Here is an 18516-nt window from a genome sequence, read left to right as displayed (position 1 = left end):
CTGTTCACGGGGAGAAGATACCGGCAGGCAGATGAGGGCAGCCAAACTCTCGAAAGTGAGAGCCGCCCCTCATCCGGCCCTTCGGGCCACCTTCTCCCCATGAACGGGGAGAAGAACGACCAGCGCCGCGCCGTACGTCCTGATATGTGGAGATCGTCCCATGGCCACGCGACAGACCCGAACGCTCGCCCGATTGATGATGGCGCCGTCGGTCGTGCTTTTGTTCATCTGGATGATCGTGCCGCTGGCGATCACGCTCTGGCTGTCGTTCCAGCAGTACAATCCGCTCAATCCGATCCGCGACGGCTTCGTCGGCTTCGCCAACTACGCGCTGTTCTACTCGAATCCGGCCTTCTTCTTCGCGATCCTCAACACGCTGATCATCGTCGGCGCGGTGCTTTTGATCACCGTCGTCGGCGGCATCCTGCTCGCGCTGCTGCTCGACCAGCCGATCTTCGGCCAGGGCTTTGTGCGTATCCTGGTGATCTCGCCCTTCTTCGTCATGCCGCCCGTCGCGGCATTGGTGTGGAAGAACATGATCCTGCATCCCGGCTACGGCGTCTCGGCCGACCTCGCCCGCTTCCTCGGCCTGCAACCGGTCGACTGGTTCGCGCAATATCCGCTGTTCTCGATCATCATGATCGTCGCCTGGCAGTGGCTGCCCTTCGCGACGCTGATCCTTTTGACCTCGCTGCAATCGCTCGACGGAGAGCAGAAGGAGGCGGCGGAGATGGACGGGGCCGGGGCGCTGTCGCGGTTCTGGTACCTCACGCTGCCGCATATGTCGCGGGCGATCACGGTGGTGATCCTGATCCAGACGATCTTCCTGCTCGCGGTCTATGCGGAGATCCTGGTCACGACCAATGGCGGGCCGGGCTACGCATCCACCAACCTGCCCTTCCTCGTCTACCAGAAGGCGTCGCTGGAATTCAAAATCGGCCAGGCTTCCGCCGGCGGCATCATCGCCGTGATCCTCGCCAACGTCGTCGCCTTCTTCGCCATGCGCGCGGTCGGCAAGAACCTGGACAAGTGAGGGAGAACAGCCATGGCCCGCAAAGTCACGACACAGCACAAGGTCCTCGCCACCGTCGCGGCCTGGATCGTCGCCCTGCTGATCTTCTTCCCGATCCTCTACACGGTCATCACCTCGTTCAAATCCGAGACCGAGGCGATCGCCGGCTTCCAGCTCATCCCGTCGTTCACGACGGAGAGCTACGCGGAGGTGCAGGGCCAGTACAACTACTTCAAACCGTTCATGAATTCGGTGATCCTGTCGGTCGGCTCGACGCTTCTGGCGCTGCTGATCGCGATTCCCGCCGCCTGGGCGATGGCGTTCTCGCCGACAAAGCGCACCAAGGACGTGCTGATGTGGATGCTGTCGACGAAGATGATGCCGGCGGTGGCCGTGCTGTTCCCGATGTACATCATCTTCCGCGACCTGGGCTTGCTCGATTCCCGCATCGGGCTTGCCGTGATGCTGACCATGATCAACCTGCCGATCGTGGTGTGGATGCTCTACACCTATTTCCGCGAGATCCCGGGTGAGATCCTGGAAGCGGCGCGGATGGATGGCGCCTCGCTGTGGAACGAGATCGTCCACGTGCTGACGCCGATGGCGGTGCCCGGCATCGCCTCGACGATGCTGCTGAACATCATCCTCGCATGGAACGAAGCGTTCTGGACCATTCGCCTGACGACGACGGAAGCCGCCCCGCTCACCGCCTTCATCAGCTCGTTTTCCAGTCCGCAAGGGTTGTTCTGGGCGAAGCTGTCGGCCGCCTCCACACTCGCCATCGCGCCGATCCTGATCATGGGCTGGTTCAGCCAGAAGCAGCTCGTGCGCGGCCTGACATTCGGCGCCGTGAAGTAGCACCCACGATAATTTCCGGGAGGGACTGAAATGGGCAACATCACGCTCAGGAATGTGTCGAAATCCTTCGGCGCGACGACCATCATCCCCGACATCGACCTCGTCATCGAGGACGGCGAGTTCGTCGTCTTCGTCGGGCCGTCGGGATGCGGCAAGTCCACGCTGCTCCGCCTCATCGCGGGGCTGGAGGACACCAGCGGCGGCACGATCGAGATCGACGGACGCGACGTCACCAATGAAGCGCCGGCCAAGCGCAAGCTCGCGATGGTGTTCCAGTCCTATGCGCTCTACCCGCACATGACGGTGGCGAAGAACATCGCCTTTCCGCTCAAGATGGCGGGAGAGGATCAGGCGACGATCGACCGCAAGGTCAAGGCGGCGGCCGCGACGCTGAACCTGACCAACTATCTCGAACGCCGCCCGGGCCAGCTCTCCGGCGGCCAGCGCCAGCGCGTCGCGATCGGCCGCGCCATCGTGCGCCAGCCTTCCGCCTTCCTCTTTGACGAGCCCTTGTCCAACCTCGACGCGGCGCTCCGCGGCACGATGCGGCTGGAAATCTCCGAACTTCACCAGCAACTCAAGACGACGATGATCTACGTCACGCACGACCAGGTCGAGGCGATGACGATGGCCGACAAGATCGTCGTGCTCAACGCCGGCAACATCGAGCAGGTCGGCTCGCCGCTTGAGCTCTATAAGTCGCCGAAGAACCTGTTCGTCGCCGGTTTCATCGGCTCGCCGAAGATGAACTTCATCACAGGTGCCGCGGCATCGAAGCACGATGCCGCCACGATCGGCATCCGGCCCGAGCACCTCAAGGTTTCGACCGCGTCCGGAGAGTGGAAAGGCACTGTCGGGGTCGCCGAACATCTCGGCTCCGACACGTTCCTGCATGTCAATTCCGACGTCGGCACACTGACGGTGCGCGCCGACGGCGAAATCCGTGTCGACCACGGCAACGAGATATGGCTGACGCCGGACGCCACCAAGCTGCACCGCTTCGACCAGGACGGAAAGGCGATCCGCTGATGCGTCTGGAAGGCAGGTCGGCGCTCATCACGGGAGCGGCGCGGGGCATCGGCCGCGCCTTCGCCGAGGCCTATGTGCGCGAAGGCGCGACGGTGGCGATCGGCGATGTCAACGTCGATGCGGCGATAGCGACCGCCGCCGAGATCGGACCGAAGGCATATGCCGTCTCACTCGACGTGACGCGACAGGATTCCATCGATGCGGCGGTCAAGGCGGTCGAGGACCGGACTGGTGGCATCGACATCCTGATCAACAATGCGGCGCTTTTCGACCTCGCGCCGATCGTGGACATCACGCGCGCGAGCTACGACCGGCTGTTCTCGGTCAATGTCGCGGGCGCGTTGTTCATGCTCCAGGCGGCGGCGAAGTCGATGATCGCGCGCGGGCGCGGCGGCAGGATCATCAACATGGCGAGCCAGGCCGGACGGCGCGGCGAGGCGCTGGTCGGCGTCTACTGCGCCACCAAGGCCGCGATCATCTCGCTCACTCAGTCGGCCGGACTGGACCTGATCAAGCACGGCATCAACGTCAATGCGATCGCGCCCGGCGTGGTCGACGGAGAGCATTGGGACCACGTCGATTCGCTGTTCGCGAAATATGAGGGCCGCAAGCCGGGCGAGAAGAAGAAGCTCGTCGGCGAGGCCGTGCCCTATGGGCGCATGGGCACCGCCGCCGACCTCACCGGCATGGCCGTTTTCCTGGCTTCGGCGGAAGCCGACTACATCGTCGCCCAGACCTACAACGTCGACGGCGGCAACTGGATGAGCTGAGGATCACGACAATGCCGACCAAGCTCACAGCCCAGAACCTCCACAGGTTGCCGAAGAACGTCGCCGTGCCGCGCTACGACCGCTCGCAGCTGAGCGGCGGCATCCTGCATTTCGGCGTCGGCAACTTCCACCGCGCCCACCAGGCGGTCTATCTGGACGACCTGTTCAATCTCGGCTCCGGCTATGACTGGGCGATCGTCGGCGCGGGCGTGCTCGATGCGGACGCCGCCGCGCGGGAGAAATTCGAGCGGCAGGACTGGCTGACCACCGTGGTCGAACAGGACGCGACACGGATGTCGGCACGGGTCACCGGCGCGATGGTCGACTACCTGAAGCCCGGCGATGCCGCGACGATCATCGCAAGGCTCGCGGATCCGGCAATCCGCATCGTCTCGCTGACCATCACCGAGGGCGGCTATTTCATCGACCCGGCGACCGGAGCATTCAACGCCACGCATCCCGCGATCGTGGCCGATGGCGCGCGCCCGGACGCACCGAAGACTGTGTTCGGCCTGATCGTAGCCGGTCTGAAGCTGCGCCGGGCGAGCGGCGTTCAGCCCTTCACCGTCATGTCCTGCGACAACATCCCCCACAACGGAGTGGTGACGCGCAACGCCGTGGTGGGTCTGGCGAAGCTCTCCGACCCAACCCTTGCCGGCTGGATACGCAACGAGATCGCCTTCCCGAACGGGATGGTGGACCGGATCACGCCCGCGACCGGCGAGCGCGAGCGCCGCATCGCCGCAGACCAGTTCGGCGTCGAGGACGAATGGCCGGTGTTCTGCGAGACCTTCCGGCAATGGGTGCTGGAGGACAACTTCCCCGCCGGCCGGCCGGCGCTGGAGAAGGTCGGCGTCCAGTTCGTGCCGGACGTGACGCCCTACGAACACATGAAGATCCGCATCCTCAATGGCGGCCATGCGGTCATCGCCTATCCCGCCGGGCTGATGGACATCGAGTTCGTGCACGAGGCGATGGCGCATCCGCTGGTGCTTGGCTTCCTGCGCAAGGTCGAGCGCGAGGAGATCATTCCCGTGCTGCCGCCCGTTCCCGACACCAGCCTCGAGGATTACTACGCCCTGATCGAAGAGCGTTTCGCCAATCCGAAGATCGGCGACACGGTGCGGCGGCTCTGCCTTGACGGGTCGAACCGCCAGCCAAAATTCATCGTGCCGAGCATCACGGACCGGCTGGCGCGCGGCGAAGGCGTGTCGGGCCTCGCGCTCGAATCGGCACTCTGGTGCCGCTACTGCTACGGCGTCAGCGATTCCGGCCGCGAGATTGCGCCGAACGATCCGGGCTGGGACCGGTTGCAGGTGGTCTCGCACGCCGCGAGGTCGGAGCCGTCGGCCTGGCTGTCGATGGATGACGTCTACGGCGCCGTCGGTGAGGCGCCCGCCTTTCGAGCGAGCTTCGCCGAATGGCTGCGCCATCTGTGGACCGACGGCACGGAGGCGACCTTGCGCCGCTATCTCGGATCGTAGAGAAGGCGGTGCCGCAATGAAACGGGCCGGGTCAAGGAGGCGGCAGCCCCGGTCGCGACGGATGGTTGCATGAGTATTCGCCCCGGTCTTGTCATCTTCGATTGCGACGGCGTGCTGGTCGACAGCGAGCCGCTCTCGATCGACGTGCTGACGAACTATTTCGTCGAGCTCGGCGCGCCGCTCGCCAAGGACCTCGCCTATACGCGCTTCCTCGGCCGCTCGATGGCGACCATCGTGTCGATCATGCATGACGATTTCGGGCTTCAGGTCACCGACGCGCATCTGGACGTGCTTCGCGGGCGGCTGAACGACCGCTTTCGCCGCGACCTGAAGCCGATCCCGCACATCGCCGATGCGCTGGCGCGCATTTCCGGGCCGCGCTGCGTGGCCTCTTCGTCGAAGCCCGAGAGAATACGACTCTCGCTGTCGCTGACGGGCCTACTGGAAAGCCTTGAGCCGCACATATACAGTTCCACCATGGTGAAGCACGGCAAGCCGGCGCCCGACCTCTTCCTGCATGCGGCGCGCGAGATGGGCACGCAGCCGCGGGACTGCGTCGTGGTCGAGGACAGTCCGGCCGGCATCCAGGCGGCCAAGAGCGCCGGAATGCGCGTGCTCGCCTTCACGGGAGGAACACATGCCGCGCCGAGCGGGCTCCGCGCGGCAGTCGAGGCGCTCGCACCGGATGCGATCTTCGACGACATGCGCCTTCTTCCCGACCTGATCCTTCCGGGCACGCCGGCGACCTGACCGTGGCGCGCCGGCTGATCTGTGCCGTCGATGTCGGAACCGGCAGCGCCCGCGCCGGCATCTTCGACGCCGCCGGCCGTCAGCTCGGCCGGGGCGAGCATCCGATCGCGATGAACCGTCCGTCGGCAAACCAGGCGGAGCACGATTCCGAGGACATCTGGCGCGCCGTCTGCCGCGCTGTGCAGTCCGCCAGGTCGAAGTCGGAGGCCCGGCCCGACGACATCGGCGCGATCGCCTTCGACGCGACGTGCTCGCTGGTGGTGCGCGGGAGGGACGGGCGCCAACTCTCCGTGTCGGCAGGTGGCGAGAGCCGCTGGGACACGATCGTCTGGCTCGACCACCGGGCGCTCGCCGAGGCGGACGAATGCACCGCCACCGGTCATCCGGTGCTCGCCCATATCGGCGGCGTGATGTCGCCGGAAATGCAGACGCCGAAGCTGATGTGGCTGAAGCGGAACGCACCGGCGACCTGGGCGGCGGCCGGGCATTTCTTCGACCTCGCCGATTTCCTCACCTGGAAGGCGACGGGAACGACGGCGCGCTCGCAATGCACGCTGACGACGAAATGGACTTATCTCGCGCATGAGGGCGGCTGGCGGCGCGATTTCTTCGACAGGGTCGGCCTCGGCGATATGCTCGTTCGGGGTGGCCTGCCGGACGAAGCCAGTGCTGTCGGGAGCGCCATCGGCACGGTGACGCCGGCCGCTGCCGGAGAACTTGGCCTGTCGCCGTCCTGCCTCGTCAGTCCCGGAATGATCGACGCCTTCGCCGGCTCGCTCGGCGTGATCGGCGCGCATGCCTCCGAGGCCGCCGACCGGCATCTGGCGCTGATCGCCGGCACGTCGAGCTGCGTGATGGCGTTTGCCGGAGATGCGCGCATGGTGCCCGGCATCTGGGGCCCCTATTTCGGCACCGCCCTGCCCGGGCTCTGGCAATCCGAAGGCGGCCAGTCCGCGACGGGCGCGCTGCTCGATCATATCATCCGGCTGCATGGCAAGGGCGGCGAACCCGATGCTCAGGCACATGCACGCATCATCGCCAGGATCGCCGAACTGCGCGCGCGCGAACCGCATCTGGCGCCGGACCTGCACGTGCTGCCGGACTTCCACGGCAACCGCTCCCCCTTCGCCGACCCGCATGCGACCGGCGCAATCAGCGGCCTGACGCTCGATGCATCCTTCGACGGGCTGTGCCGGCTCTACTGGCGCACGGCGGTAGCCATCGCGCTTGGCGTGCGGCAAATCCTCGAGCACATGAACGCGCACGGCTACAGCATCGAATCCCTGCACGTCACCGGCGGACACACGCGCAATCCGCTTCTGATGGAACTCTATGCCGACGCGACCGGCGTGGAGGTGGCGGAGACGGAAGCGGAAGACGCCGTGCTGCTCGGCACGGCGATGGCCGGAGCGGCGGCGGCAGGCATCCATCCCGACCTCGCAGCGGCATGTCAGGCCATGAGGCAGCCTGAGCGACGCCGGATGCCCAATCCGACCGTCCGCGCCGCTTTCGACCGCGACGACGCGATGCTGAAGGCGATGTACCGGCATCGGCAGGAATTGTCGCGGATGGCCGAGCAACATCGGGGCTAGACGCCAAGATCGCCGGAAAACTCCGTCCCTCGCGGCGATGCGGCGCTTGAAATGCTTTGCCGAGCGCCTAAAGTCCTGATTCAAACCGCTGGCAACAGACCGTCGGATATTCGGGAGGAACGGGTGGCAACAGGCGTCAGGTTCATGATCGCCGACGATCATCCGCTGTTTCGCGGCGCGCTGAAGCAGGCGCTGGCCGGGATCGGCGGCGATCCGGAAATACTTGAGGCGGGCGACTTCGAGACCGCGCGGGCGATCGTGGCGGCCAACGACGATCTCGACCTCATTCTGCTCGACCTCGCCATGCCCGGCGTCAGCGGCTTGTCCGGCCTTGTCGCGCTGCGCGGTATCCAGGCCGGCGTGCCGGTCGTCATCGTGTCGGCGCATGACGACCCGGAGACGATACGCCGCGCGCTCAGCCTCGGCGCGTCCGGCTTCATCTCGAAGTCGTCCAGCATGGAGCATATCCGCACGGCCATCTCGACCGTGCTCGCCGGCGGGATCTGGTCGCCGGAAGACATCGACCTCGGCGTCGAGGCGGATCCCGAGATTTCCGACCTGATCCAGCGGCTGCAGTCGCTGACGCCGCAGCAGTCGCGCGTCCTGTCGATGCTGGCGGAAGGTCTGCTCAACAAGCAGATCGCCTACGAGCTTGGCGTGTCCGAAGCGACGATCAAGGCGCATGTGTCCGCCGTGCTGCAGAAGCTCGGCGTCGACAGCCGCACCCAGGCCGTGATCCAGCTTTCCAAGATCGGCTCCGAGCCGCTGCCCACCGCCTGACCTATTCAGCGGCCGCGGCCGTGCGCTGATACCGGGCGAGCATCGAACGCAGGCCGGCCGGCTTCACCGGCTTGTTGAGGATAGGGATGTCGAGGTTGGCAGCCTTCTGGCGCACATCCGCCGACCGATCGGCCGTCACGAGAACCGCCGGCACCTCCTCACCGAAGCGCAGGCGCAGGGCGGCGATCAGGTCGAAACCCGTCTCGTCGTCGAGATGGTAGTCGGCGAACACGATGTCCGGCCGCGGCAGTTCCTTCGCATCCATGGCGTCGAGCGCGGCACTGCCCGAGATCGGCACGGCGCGGCATCCCCAGCCTTCGAGAAGCTGGCGCATCCCTTCCAGGATCCGTTCGTCGTTGTCGATGCAATAGACGGTCATGCCGTCGACCGAGAAGGCCCCCTGCCGCTCGACTCGGCCGCGCTCCAGGACCGGAAGTTCCTGCGCGGCCGAAATCGGCAGGAGCACGGAGAAGGTCGTGCCCTTCTCGGTCGAACCGAGCCTCAGTTCCAGGCGCAACACGCGAGCAATGCGGTCGACAATCGACAGGCCGAGGCCAAGCCCCTGCGCCTCCCTCGCCCCTTCGTCCAGCCGCAGGAACTCCTGGAAAACGCTGTTCAGCTTGTCCGCCGGAATGCCGATGCCGGTGTCGACCACCTGTATCTCGACCAGCGAGCCGCGGCGGCGCGCGCCGACCAGCACGCTGCCGGAGCGGGTATATTTGATCGCGTTGGAGACGAGATTCTGCAGCAGGCGCCGGAACAGGTTGCGGTCGGTCATCACCGCGATGCTGGACGGCACGATGCGCAGGCTGAGGTTCTTCTCCCGCGCGAGCGGCTGGAAGTCGGTTCCGATCTGGCGCAGCAGGCCGTCGAGGCGGAACACGGTCGCTTGCGGCTTCATCGCGCCCGCATCGAGCCTCGAAATGTCGAGCACTGCGCCCAGGATCGCCTCGACGGAATCGAGGGCGGAATCGATGTTGGCGGCCGCCTCCCGCTCCGAGCCCTTGCGCGTGCGCTCGATCAGCGAAGCGCAGTAGAGCCTCGCGGCGTTGAGCGGCTGGAGGATGTCGTGGCCGACGGCCGCGAGGAAGCGGGTCTTGCCGAGATTGGCCTCCTCGGCCAGCATCTGCGCCTCGGCCAGCTCCCTGTTGACGCGGGTGAGTTCCGCCGTACGGCTGGCGACGCGCTGTTCGAGCGACTCATTCGCGACCTTCAGCGCCTTGTCGGCATGCACCCGCGCGGTGATGTCGGCATAGGTCGCCACCATGCCGCCGTCAGGCATCGGGTTCGAGCGCAGCTCCACGATCCGGCCGCTGGTCCTGAGCTCCAGCTGCCAGGGCTGGTCATAGGTCGACAGGCGGTCGAGAATGGTCGTCTCCGCGCTGGGTTCCAGGTCGCCGCGCTGGACGAGCAGGTCGAGGATCTGGCTGAGCGAGACGCCTACCTGCCCCAGTTCCTCCGGCAGGTCGAACAGGACGCGATACTGGCGGTTCCAGCAGGTCAGCCGGAAATCGCGGTCGAACACGGTGATGCCCTGCGCCATCTGGTCGAGCGCGATCTGCAGCAGGTCGCGGTTCTGCTGGAGGGCTTCCGACGCGTCGTCCAGCAGGCGGAACGCGTCGCGCGAGGATTTGTCGTTGCGCTGGAACAGCAGCGACAGGATCAGCCGGGCCGACGACGAACCGACCGCGCTGGTGAGCAACTGTTCGGAATAGCGGATCAGCGCCGTGTTCGCGGGCTCCGACCCGACGATGCGGGCGCCCGACTGTTTCTCGAAGGTCTCGAACGAGCGCTCCGTCCGCTCGACGCCGAGATAGCGTGAAATCGTCTCGCGCAGGTCGTTGGCGGTGACCGCGGTGCGGAAGCGGCGCAGGCTCGGCATCGGGTTCTGGTCGCGCGGCACGAAGAGCGCGGCCTGGATGCGTTCCAGCGGCTTCGAGGCGCGCGACAGCGATCCCAGCACGAAGAAGAGCGTGTTGATGGCGAGGCTCCACAGCACACCGTGGTTCAGCGGCTCGGCGACCGTGCCGATCAGCGCCTGCGGCCGCAGCGCGGCGATCCCGAACAGGCCGTGCGCGACGAAGTCGGTGTCGGGTGGAAGCAAAGACGGGACGAGCAGCGTGTAGGTCCAGACGGCAAAACCCGCCGTCATACCGAGGATGGCGCCGCGCGCATTGGCGCCGCGCCACACCAGCCCGCCCACGAAGGCCGGCGCGAACTGGGCAATCGCAGCAAAGGACATCAGCCCGATCGAGGCCAGCCGCGTGTTTGTCGTCGCCTCGCGGTAGTAGAGGAAGGCCACGAACAGGACGATGAAGATCGCAGCGCGACGGATGTTGAGGATCACCGTCGAGAGGTCCTCGCGCCGGCGCTCGGTCGGGCGCAGCATGCCGCGGGCGAAGATCGGGATGACCAGATCGTTGGAGATCATGATGGCGAGCGCGACGCTCTCGACGATCACCATCGCGGTGGCCGCCGACAGGCCACCGATGAAGGCGGCGAGCGCAAGCAGGTCGTGGCCCGCGAGCAGCGGCACGGACAGAACATAGAGGTCCGCCGAGGTTTCGTGGCCCACGAGCGTCAGGCCGGCAAACGCGATCGGCAGGACGAACAGGTTGATCACCACCAGATAGAGCGGAAAGAGCCATGTCGCCGTGCGCAGCTCGCCCTCGCTGCGGTTTTCGACGATGGTGACGTAGAACTGGCGCGGCAGGAGCAGGATCGCGAAGCCGCTCAGCACCGTCATCACGATCCAGGTGGATGGCGATGTCTGGTAGTTCGCCGCCTGGGTCACCTCCGCATTCGCCGAGGTGGCCGCGATGAAACCGTCAAGACCGCCGAGGAAGAAGAAGGTGATTGCAAGGCCGATCACCAGGAAGGCGGCAAGCTTGACGATCGATTCCACCGCCACCGCGAGCACGAGCCCGTCCTGATGCTCGGTCGCGTCGGCGTGGCGCGTGCCGAACAGCACGGCGAACACGGCCAGCAGGAAGGCGACGGCGAGCGACACGTCGCCGATGAAGAAATCCAGGGCCGGAGCCGCGCCGTTGTAGTGCTCGACCATCAGGCTGACCGACCCCGAGATCGCCTTGAGCTGGAGGGCGATGTAGGGGATGGCGCCGACGGTGGCGATGATGGTGGCGATCGAGGCGACGGCGAAGCTCTTGCCGTAGCGGGCTGCGAGGAAGTCGGCGACGGAGGTGATCTTCTCGGTCTTGGCGAGACGGATCACCCGGCGCAGCAGCGGGAAGCCGAAGATGAAGACCAGCGCCGGGCCGATATAGATCGCCAGATATTCGAGACCGCGCTCGGAGGCGAGGCCGACAGAGCCGAAGAAGGTCCAGGAGGTGCAGTAGATCGCAAGGCTCGCAGCATAGATATACGGGCGCGAGTGGCCCGAGCCGAGCAGGGCCGCGCGGCGATCGCCGAGGCTCGCCACGCCGAACAGCAGCGTGACGTAGGCGATCGCGATGATGACGATGACCCAGCCCTGCACGCCCTATTTCCTCCTTGGCCGGCGTGGCAGAACCATTGCGCGTCTTGTGGCGGGCGATCAAGGGCGACGTAAGTCGCGGGAAAAGTTCCCTTCAGCGGCGGCTACGCCGCGAATTTTGCACTGTCTGCCGGAACGGAATCCGCTATGGTCACGCGATCGGGCTGCCAATGGATTGCGGCCGGCCTGTGCAACCCCGCATTTCGGAGGGACCAGATGCTGAAGGAATTCCAGGAGTTTATCTCGAAGGGCAACGTCATGGACCTTGCCGTTGGCGTCATCATCGGCGGTGCGTTCGGTCTGATCGTCTCGTCACTCGTGAGCGACATCATCATGCCGATCGTGGGCGCGATCTTCGGCGGCTTCGACTTCTCCAACTATTTCCTCCCTCTGTCGTCGTCGGTCACCGCCACCTCGCTGGAGGAGGCACGCAAGCAGGGCGCGGTGTTCGCCTATGGCAGCTTCCTGACCGTCGTGATCAACTTCCTGATCCTGGCGTGGATCATCTTCATCATGGTCAAGCTGCTGAACAACCTGCGCAGGCGCCTCGAGAAGGAGAAGCCGGTCGAAGTGGCCGCTGCCCCCGCAGACGTGCAGCTCCTCACGGAGATCCGCGACCTTCTCGCCAAGAAGGCCTGATCGTCAGGAGACGTCCGCAACACACTCCCCGGTCGCCCGCGGCCGGGGATTTCTGTTTTGTCGGGGCTGGAAACCGGCTAAGGCTTGGCTTCCAACCGGATAGCCTTCCTTGCCTGCCTCCATCACATCCTATCTCCGTCCCGAAGCGCGCCTCGCGCCTGAAAGCGGCATCGTCGCCGTCATGAACCACGGCCGTGGCAAAGAGGGGCTGATCCCGCTCTGGGCTGGCGAGGGAGACCTGCCGACACCTGATTTCATCACCATGGCCGCGATGGAGGCGCTCGGCGCCGGCGAGACCTTCTACACCTGGCAGCGCGGCATTCCCGAGTTGCGCGAGGCGCTCGCGCGCTATCACAGGCGTCATTTCGGCCGCGACTTCGCCGCCGAGGAGTTCATCGTCACCGGCTCCGGCATGCAGTCGATCCAGCTTGCCATCGACGCCATCGCCGGCGCGGGCGACGAGATCGTCTACCTGTCGCCGGCCTGGCCGAATCTCGCCGCCGCGGCGGGCGTGGCCGGTGCCAGGCCGGTGCCGGTCCATCTCGACTGGTCCGGCAATGGCTGGACCTGCGACGTCGACAAGGTAGAGGCCGCGATCACGCCGCGCACGCGGGCGCTGTTCGTCAACACGCCGTCGAACCCGACCGGCTGGACCGCCGACATCGAGACGCTGAAGGCGCTGCTTTCCATGGCGCGCGAAAAGGGTATCTGGATCGTCGCCGACGAGATCTATTCGCTGTTCTACTATGGCGGCCGGCGCGCGCCGTCGTTCATGGACGTGATGGAGCCGGACGACCGCATCCTCTTCGTCAACAGCTTCTCGAAGAACTGGGCCATGACCGGCTGGCGCGTCGGCTGGCTCAAGGTCCATCCCGACCTCCAGGCCGTGTTCGAGAACCTGATCCAGTATTCGACCTCCGGCGTCGCGCAGTTCATGCAGCGCGGCGCGGTCGCAGCGCTCGATCATGGCGACGCCTTCATCGCCTCGCAGGTCGAGCGCGCGCATCAGGCGCGCGACATCGTCTGCCGCATCCTCGGCGAGACCGGACGGGCTCGCTTCAGCGTGCCGGCGGGCGCGTTCTATCTCTACTTCTCGATCGACGGGGTGACCGACGTGCGCCAGGCCGCGTTCGACATCGTCGACCAGGCGAATGTCGGACTGGCGCCTGGAACGGCGTTCGAAGAGGACGGCGCCGGATTCTTCCGCATCTGCTTCCACCGCCGGCTGGATCAGGTGGAGGAATCGGCCAACCGGCTGGCAACCTGGATCAGGAACCTCTGAGGCCTTCAGACCGCCGGTCCGCCCGCAAGCCACCTTCTGCCGCGCGCATACAGGGCCTGCACCGCATCGCCGGTCAGCCCCGGCATATCGGGCTTGACCCGGTAGCCGATGCCCGTCTGAAGATAGGCGAGATGCCGATAGCCTTCGGGGAAGCTCTCCAGAAGTTTCCGATCCAGTTGCGGGACCTGCTTGGGATCGACGGGATCGATGCGATCCTTTTCGTAGATCGGCTGGCGCAGGACCAGCCCCCATCTGCCGTCACGCTTTTCGAGGAAATCGTAAAAGCGGCCGGTGCAGACGACGTCGCAGAGGACATCTTCAACGTCCGCACGCTGGCTGATGGTCATCTTGGTCTGCGCGATCGCGCGATCGCCGGCGACATCGATCGATGAGCCGCCCAAAAAATGCAGAATCCGTACGCCGCGCTCGAAGCCCGACTTGCTGACCGCGATGAACTCATCAGCCGTCCCCTGAAACCAGGTGGCCATCATGATACCGTCGTCGTGCCAAACGGTTCGGAACCGCTGCCACTCGCCGGCGTCGCGCCAGACGGCCCAGTTTTCGACGAGATCGCGGATCGCCAGCCGATCGTCGCGAGCATCCAACATCGCGCCCTCCGTGCGTCAGGAAACAGGACGCACGCTATGCGCTCACCAGCCTTTGAGTCAAAGGCGCGACGCTGGCTTCCGGTCAGCCGCCGGCGGACGGCACGACCAGCGGAATGATCCGGTCGCTCTTTTCGATGCCCGGCTTGCGCATGTCGCTGAACGGTATGCCGAGCGCGGTCCAGGTTTCGACCAACGCGTCCTTCAGCCCGTCGATCAATCCGTCGGTGTGGAACGGCGTCGGGGTGATGCGCAGGCGCTCGGTACCGCGCGGCACAGTCGGATAGTTGATCGGCTGGATGTAGATGCCGTGCACTGCGAGCAGCCGGTCGCTCGCCATCTTGCACAGTTCCGGATCGCCAACGAGCACCGGCACGATATGCGTCTGCGAGGGCATGACGGGCAGGCCCGCTCCCGAAAGAACCTCCTTCGTGTGCGTGGCCTGGCGCTGCTGCGCCTCCCGCTCGGCACCCGACACCTTGAGGTGGCGGATCGAGGCAGTCGCGGCCGCTGCAATGGAAGGCGGCAGCGCTGTTGTGAAGATGAATCCCGGCGCATAGGAGCGGACCGCGTCGATCACTTCCCTGGTGCCGGTGATGTAGCCGCCCAGCGTTCCGAATGCCTTGGCCAGCGTGCCCTCGATCACGTCGATGCGGTCGGCGAGCCCCTCGCGCTCGGTGATGCCGCCGCCGTGGTCGCCATACATGCCTACCGCATGGACCTCGTCGATATAGGTCATGGCATTGTAGCGCTTGGCGAGGTCGGCGATCTCGGCGATCGGCGCGATATCGCCATCCATCGAGTAGACGGATTCAAACACGATCAGCTTGGCGCGCTCACGCCCCGCCGCACGCAGCAGCTCTTCCAGATGGCGCACGTCGTTGTGACGGAAGACCTTCTTCTCCGCGCCCGAGCGGCGCACGCCCTCGATCATCGAGGAGTGGTTCAGTTCGTCCGAGAGGATGAGACAGTTGGGCAGCAGGCGTCCGATGGTCGAGATCGACGCCTCGTTGGAGACGAAACCGGAGGTGAAGACGAGGCCAGCCTCCTTGCCGTGCAGGTCGGCGAGTTCAGCCTCGAGCTCGACAAGCGGATGGTTGGTGCCGGAGATGTTGCGCGTTCCGCCAGCGCCGGAGCCCATGCACCCGGCCGCGTTCTGCATGGCTGCGATCACATCCGGATGCTGGCCCATGCCGAGATAATCGTTCGAGCACCAGACGGTGATTTCCTTTGTGTCGCCGCCGGAGCGCCAGATCGCGCGGGGGAAAGAACCCACGATCCGCTCGAGATCGGCGAAGACCCTATAGCGGCGCTCGGCGTGGAGCTGATCGATCGCTTCCTGGAAAAAACGTTGGTAGTTCATACCCTAGTCCTGCATTCGCGCCGGAACATAGTCCCGGACGCCGGGGGAATCCATTCGCCGCTGACGGTCAAATTGCCACGGCAAACGCTGCCGATGCAGCAGCTATTCCCAAATGAACGTTTCGGGCCGATGCCGCTTTGTCCTGGATCAAGACACGCCGGCAGCCCCAAGTTTTCAGCCTACGCTTCCTTAAGCCTTTCGCGCTAACCTTGGGGCACCGGAAATCCGGGCGGCCGGCGCGTCTTGCCGGCCTTGGTCGGCCAAAGGGTGCTTCGTATGGCTGTACTTGTGACGGGAGGCGCCGGCTATATCGGCAGCCACATGGTCTGGGAACTGCTCGACCACGGCGAGGACGTGGTGGTGCTCGACCGTCTGTCGACCGGCTTCAGCTGGGCCGTGCCGCCCGAGGCGCGCCTTGTCATCGGCGACATCGCCGATCAGGAGCTGATGAAGACCATCCTGCGCCGCAACGACATCGATTCGATCATCCATTTCGCCGGCTCGGCCGTGGTGCCGGAATCGCTCGCCGATCCGCTCGCCTATTACGAGAACAATACCTCCAAGTCGCGCACCCTGATCGAGTCGGCCGTGCGCGGCGGGGTAAAGAACTTCATCTTCTCTTCCACGGCCGCCGTCTACGGCATGACCCATTCCGATCCGGTGCCGGAGAGCTATAGGCTGGCGCCGGAGACGCCCTATGGCGTCTCGAAGATGATGACGGAGCTGATGCTGCGGGATGTCGCCCGCGCGCACGAGTTCCACTACGCCGCGCTGCGCTATTTCAACGTCGCCGGCTCCGATCCGCGCGGCCGCACCGGCCAATCGACCAAGGGCGCGACGCATCTGGTCAAGGTCGCAGTCGAGGCCGCGCTCGGCAAGCGCAGCCGCATCGAAGTGTTCGGCACCGACTATCCGACGCATGACGGCACCTGCATCCGCGACTTCATCCATGTGAGTGACCTCGTCGCCGCGCATCGCCTGGCGCTGCTGCATCTGCGCTCGGGCGGCGGCAACCTGGTCGCAAATTGCGGCTACGGCCACGGATATTCCGTGCTCGACCTGATCGAGGCGGTGCAGCGCGCAAGCGGGCGCAGCATCGAGGTGCATCTCGGACCGCGGCGCGAAGGCGACATGCCCTGCGTCATCGCCGATCCGACTCTGCTGAAGTCGACGCTCAACTGGGTGCCACGCTACGACAGCATCGACACGATCGCGGAGACCTCGATCGCGTGGGAGAAGGCGCTTTCGAAGCGCAATGCGATCTGGGACGCCGACTCACAGGATTCGAGTTGGGCGGGCCTTACCGGGCGGATCGGCGCCTGAGCGCGGCATCCGCGCAACACCTTTCGGAGAACTCACGGGCATGTGTACGCGGCAATTCCCGCGGGAGTTGACGCCGCGCCACAGCGGCGCGACAGGTGGCGCCGAGGGGCAATCGCCCGCCGCTCCGGCGGGACATGAGGGTTCTAGGCGGCCGGAATGAACATGCGACCGATCTTGCGGCTTGTCCTGGCAGGGGCGATGGCCTTTTCGCTTGCGGCCTGTTCCACGAGTTCGCCGACCAGGGCGCTGCAGATCCAGCCGATCCAGTCGGAGAAATATGCCGCGATCGTGGTCGACGCGAACACCGGCCGCACGCTCTATTCCGCCTCGGCCGACCAGATCCGCTATCCGGCCTCCCTCACCAAGATGATGACCATCTACATGCTGTTCGAGGCGCTGGATTCCGGCCGCATCAGCAAGTCGACCCAGATTCCGATCTCGGCCCACGCCGCCTCGCAGCCGCCAACCAAGATGGGGATCAAGCCGGGTGGATCGATCGATGTCGACAGCGCCATTCGCGCGCTGGTCGTGCGCTCGGCCAACGACGTGGCGGCCGCCGTCGGCGAGTATCTCGGCGGATCGGAGGCGCAGTTCGCCGCCAACATGACCGCCAGGGCGCGCGCGCTCGGGATGACGAAGACAACGTTCCGCAACGCTTCGGGCCTTCCCGACGCCGGGCAGCAGACCTGCGCCCGGGATATGGCCCTGCTCGGGATGGCGCTGCGCCAGCGCTTCCCGCACCACTATGCCTATTTCTCGACGCGCGAATTTGCCTATGCGGGCAAGATGGTGCGCGGCCACAACAAGCTGCTCGAGACCGGCGGGATCGACGGAATCAAGACCGGCTATATCCGTGCCTCGGGCTTCAACATCGTCACCTCGGTGAATCGCGACGGCAAGCGCCTGATCGTGACGGTGATGGGCGGCGAGAGCGCAAACGGCCGCAACGCCCATGTGCAGGAGCTGATCCAGCGCTACCTGCCGGCAGCGGCCAGCCGCGGCGGCACGCATACCTGACCGCGCGAAATTCCGGACATTCGCGGGAACGAAACACTGCCTGGCGGCTTCTCCGCAAAGTGATTTGCGATGCGGCCCATGACGCAGCAATGATCGTCCCAAAGTGCTCCGCCGGAGAGCGACATGAACCAGATCAGGCAGGTTGCCGTCGAGTGCGTCGGACGCGCGGTGATGTTCGGCTGGCTCGCGATCGGCTGCGTGATGGTCGGCTTTTCCTTTGCGCCGGTTTCGTCGTTCAGGTCGGGCGCGGTGCTGGCGCTCGTTATGTCCCTGATCCTTCTCTGGAGGGCAATGACGGCTGCCTCGCGCAATCCGCGGCACAGCGAAGTCTGGCTCTATCTGGACGAGGCGAACCGGCCGGCGGAGGCTCATGCCAAGCTCGTCTTCGCGACGATCATGCGCGAGGTCTACGGCCACTATGCCCAGGTAACGCTGTGGGTGGCGCTCGGGCTGTTCGCCGCTTCCGCCCTGCTTCAGCTTGCGGGCCTCACGCCTTATTCGCCGCCGACCGCCGGTTGA

Annotated in this window: 16 protein-coding genes; 13 read left to right on the top strand and 3 right to left on the bottom strand. The window is 65.5% G+C overall.

Annotated elements, in window-relative coordinates:
- Positions 1 to 160 precede the first annotated feature (160 nt).
- From B9Z03_RS10300 to B9Z03_RS10265, 8 genes are all read left to right on the top strand, one after another.
- Positions 161 to 1033 (top strand): carbohydrate ABC transporter permease, encoded by an 873-nt coding sequence (locus B9Z03_RS10300; RefSeq protein ID WP_085464128.1) that lies wholly within the window; start codon positions 161 to 163, stop codon positions 1031 to 1033.
- Between the two features lie 12 nt (positions 1034 to 1045).
- The gene (locus tag B9Z03_RS10295) at positions 1046 to 1870 is read left to right on the top strand and encodes a carbohydrate ABC transporter permease (RefSeq protein ID WP_085464127.1); all 825 of its coding nucleotides are present in this window, start codon (positions 1046 to 1048) and stop codon (positions 1868 to 1870) included.
- Between the two features lie 30 nt (positions 1871 to 1900).
- The gene (locus B9Z03_RS10290; protein WP_085464126.1) at positions 1901 to 2899 is read left to right on the top strand and encodes an ABC transporter ATP-binding protein; all 999 of its coding nucleotides are present in this window, start codon (positions 1901 to 1903) and stop codon (positions 2897 to 2899) included.
- Complete coding sequence (locus B9Z03_RS10285; protein ID WP_280174852.1) at positions 2896 to 3669, top strand: L-iditol 2-dehydrogenase; 774 nt, start codon at positions 2896 to 2898, stop codon at positions 3667 to 3669. Before B9Z03_RS10290 ends, B9Z03_RS10285 begins: the two co-directional genes overlap by 4 nt.
- A gap of 11 nt (positions 3670 to 3680) precedes the next feature.
- Positions 3681 to 5153 (top strand): mannitol dehydrogenase family protein, encoded by a 1473-nt coding sequence (locus B9Z03_RS10280; protein ID WP_085464124.1) that lies wholly within the window; start codon positions 3681 to 3683, stop codon positions 5151 to 5153.
- Positions 5154 to 5222: 69 nt separating this feature from the next.
- Positions 5223 to 5903: an HAD family hydrolase gene (locus B9Z03_RS10275; protein ID WP_085464123.1), complete on the top strand. Its 681-nt coding sequence runs from the start codon at positions 5223 to 5225 to the stop codon at positions 5901 to 5903.
- Positions 5904 to 5905: 2 nt separating this feature from the next.
- Positions 5906 to 7495, top strand: a complete 1590-nt coding sequence (locus tag B9Z03_RS10270; RefSeq protein WP_085464122.1) for an FGGY-family carbohydrate kinase — start codon at positions 5906 to 5908, stop codon at positions 7493 to 7495.
- Positions 7496 to 7639: 144 nt separating this feature from the next.
- Positions 7640 to 8275 (top strand): response regulator, encoded by a 636-nt coding sequence (locus tag B9Z03_RS10265; RefSeq protein ID WP_374684923.1) that lies wholly within the window; start codon positions 7640 to 7642, stop codon positions 8273 to 8275.
- Between the two features lies 1 nt (position 8276).
- Here the strand turns inward: B9Z03_RS10265 and B9Z03_RS10260 are convergent, their stop codons facing one another.
- Entirely contained in the window at positions 8277 to 11771 is a 3495-nt protein-coding gene (locus B9Z03_RS10260) for a hybrid sensor histidine kinase/response regulator (RefSeq protein WP_085464120.1), read from the bottom strand.
- 213 nt (positions 11772 to 11984) lie between these two features.
- On the opposite strand from B9Z03_RS10260, the gene mscL reads away from it, so the two are divergent.
- Both mscL and B9Z03_RS10250 read left to right on the top strand, forming a co-directional pair.
- On the top strand, positions 11985 to 12407 hold the full coding sequence (mscL, locus tag B9Z03_RS10255; protein ID WP_085464119.1) for a large conductance mechanosensitive channel protein MscL: 423 nt from the start codon (positions 11985 to 11987) through the stop codon (positions 12405 to 12407).
- 109 nt (positions 12408 to 12516) lie between these two features.
- The gene (locus B9Z03_RS10250; RefSeq protein WP_085464118.1) at positions 12517 to 13689 is read left to right on the top strand and encodes a pyridoxal phosphate-dependent aminotransferase; all 1173 of its coding nucleotides are present in this window, start codon (positions 12517 to 12519) and stop codon (positions 13687 to 13689) included.
- Positions 13690 to 13694: 5 nt separating this feature from the next.
- Here B9Z03_RS10250 and B9Z03_RS10245 read toward each other — a convergent pair whose 3' ends face one another.
- Positions 13695 to 14297: a nuclear transport factor 2 family protein gene (locus B9Z03_RS10245; protein ID WP_085464117.1), complete on the bottom strand. Its 603-nt coding sequence runs from the start codon at positions 14295 to 14297 to the stop codon at positions 13695 to 13697.
- 82 nt (positions 14298 to 14379) lie between these two features.
- The gene (gene hemA / locus B9Z03_RS10240) at positions 14380 to 15657 is read right to left on the bottom strand and encodes a 5-aminolevulinate synthase (RefSeq protein WP_085464116.1); all 1278 of its coding nucleotides are present in this window, start codon (positions 15655 to 15657) and stop codon (positions 14380 to 14382) included.
- A 276-nt stretch (positions 15658 to 15933) separates the two neighbouring features.
- Here hemA and galE point away from each other — a divergent pair, with 276 nt between their 5' ends.
- The 3 genes from galE to B9Z03_RS10225 all read left to right on the top strand — a co-directional run bounded on the left by galE (position 15934) and on the right by B9Z03_RS10225 (position 18516).
- The gene (galE, locus tag B9Z03_RS10235) at positions 15934 to 16980 is read left to right on the top strand and encodes a UDP-glucose 4-epimerase GalE (RefSeq protein WP_085464115.1); all 1047 of its coding nucleotides are present in this window, start codon (positions 15934 to 15936) and stop codon (positions 16978 to 16980) included.
- Between the two features lie 156 nt (positions 16981 to 17136).
- Positions 17137 to 17997: a D-alanyl-D-alanine carboxypeptidase family protein gene (locus tag B9Z03_RS10230; protein WP_085464114.1), complete on the top strand. Its 861-nt coding sequence runs from the start codon at positions 17137 to 17139 to the stop codon at positions 17995 to 17997.
- 123 nt (positions 17998 to 18120) lie between these two features.
- Complete coding sequence (locus tag B9Z03_RS10225) at positions 18121 to 18516, top strand: hypothetical protein (protein ID WP_085464113.1); 396 nt, start codon at positions 18121 to 18123, stop codon at positions 18514 to 18516.

The organism is Mesorhizobium australicum (assembly GCF_900177325.1).
GTDB classification, from domain to species: Bacteria; Pseudomonadota; Alphaproteobacteria; order Rhizobiales; family Rhizobiaceae; genus Mesorhizobium_A; species Mesorhizobium_A australicum_A.
Note: the sequence above shows the minus strand (reverse complement) of the source record. Positions and strands in the feature narration are given on the sequence as shown.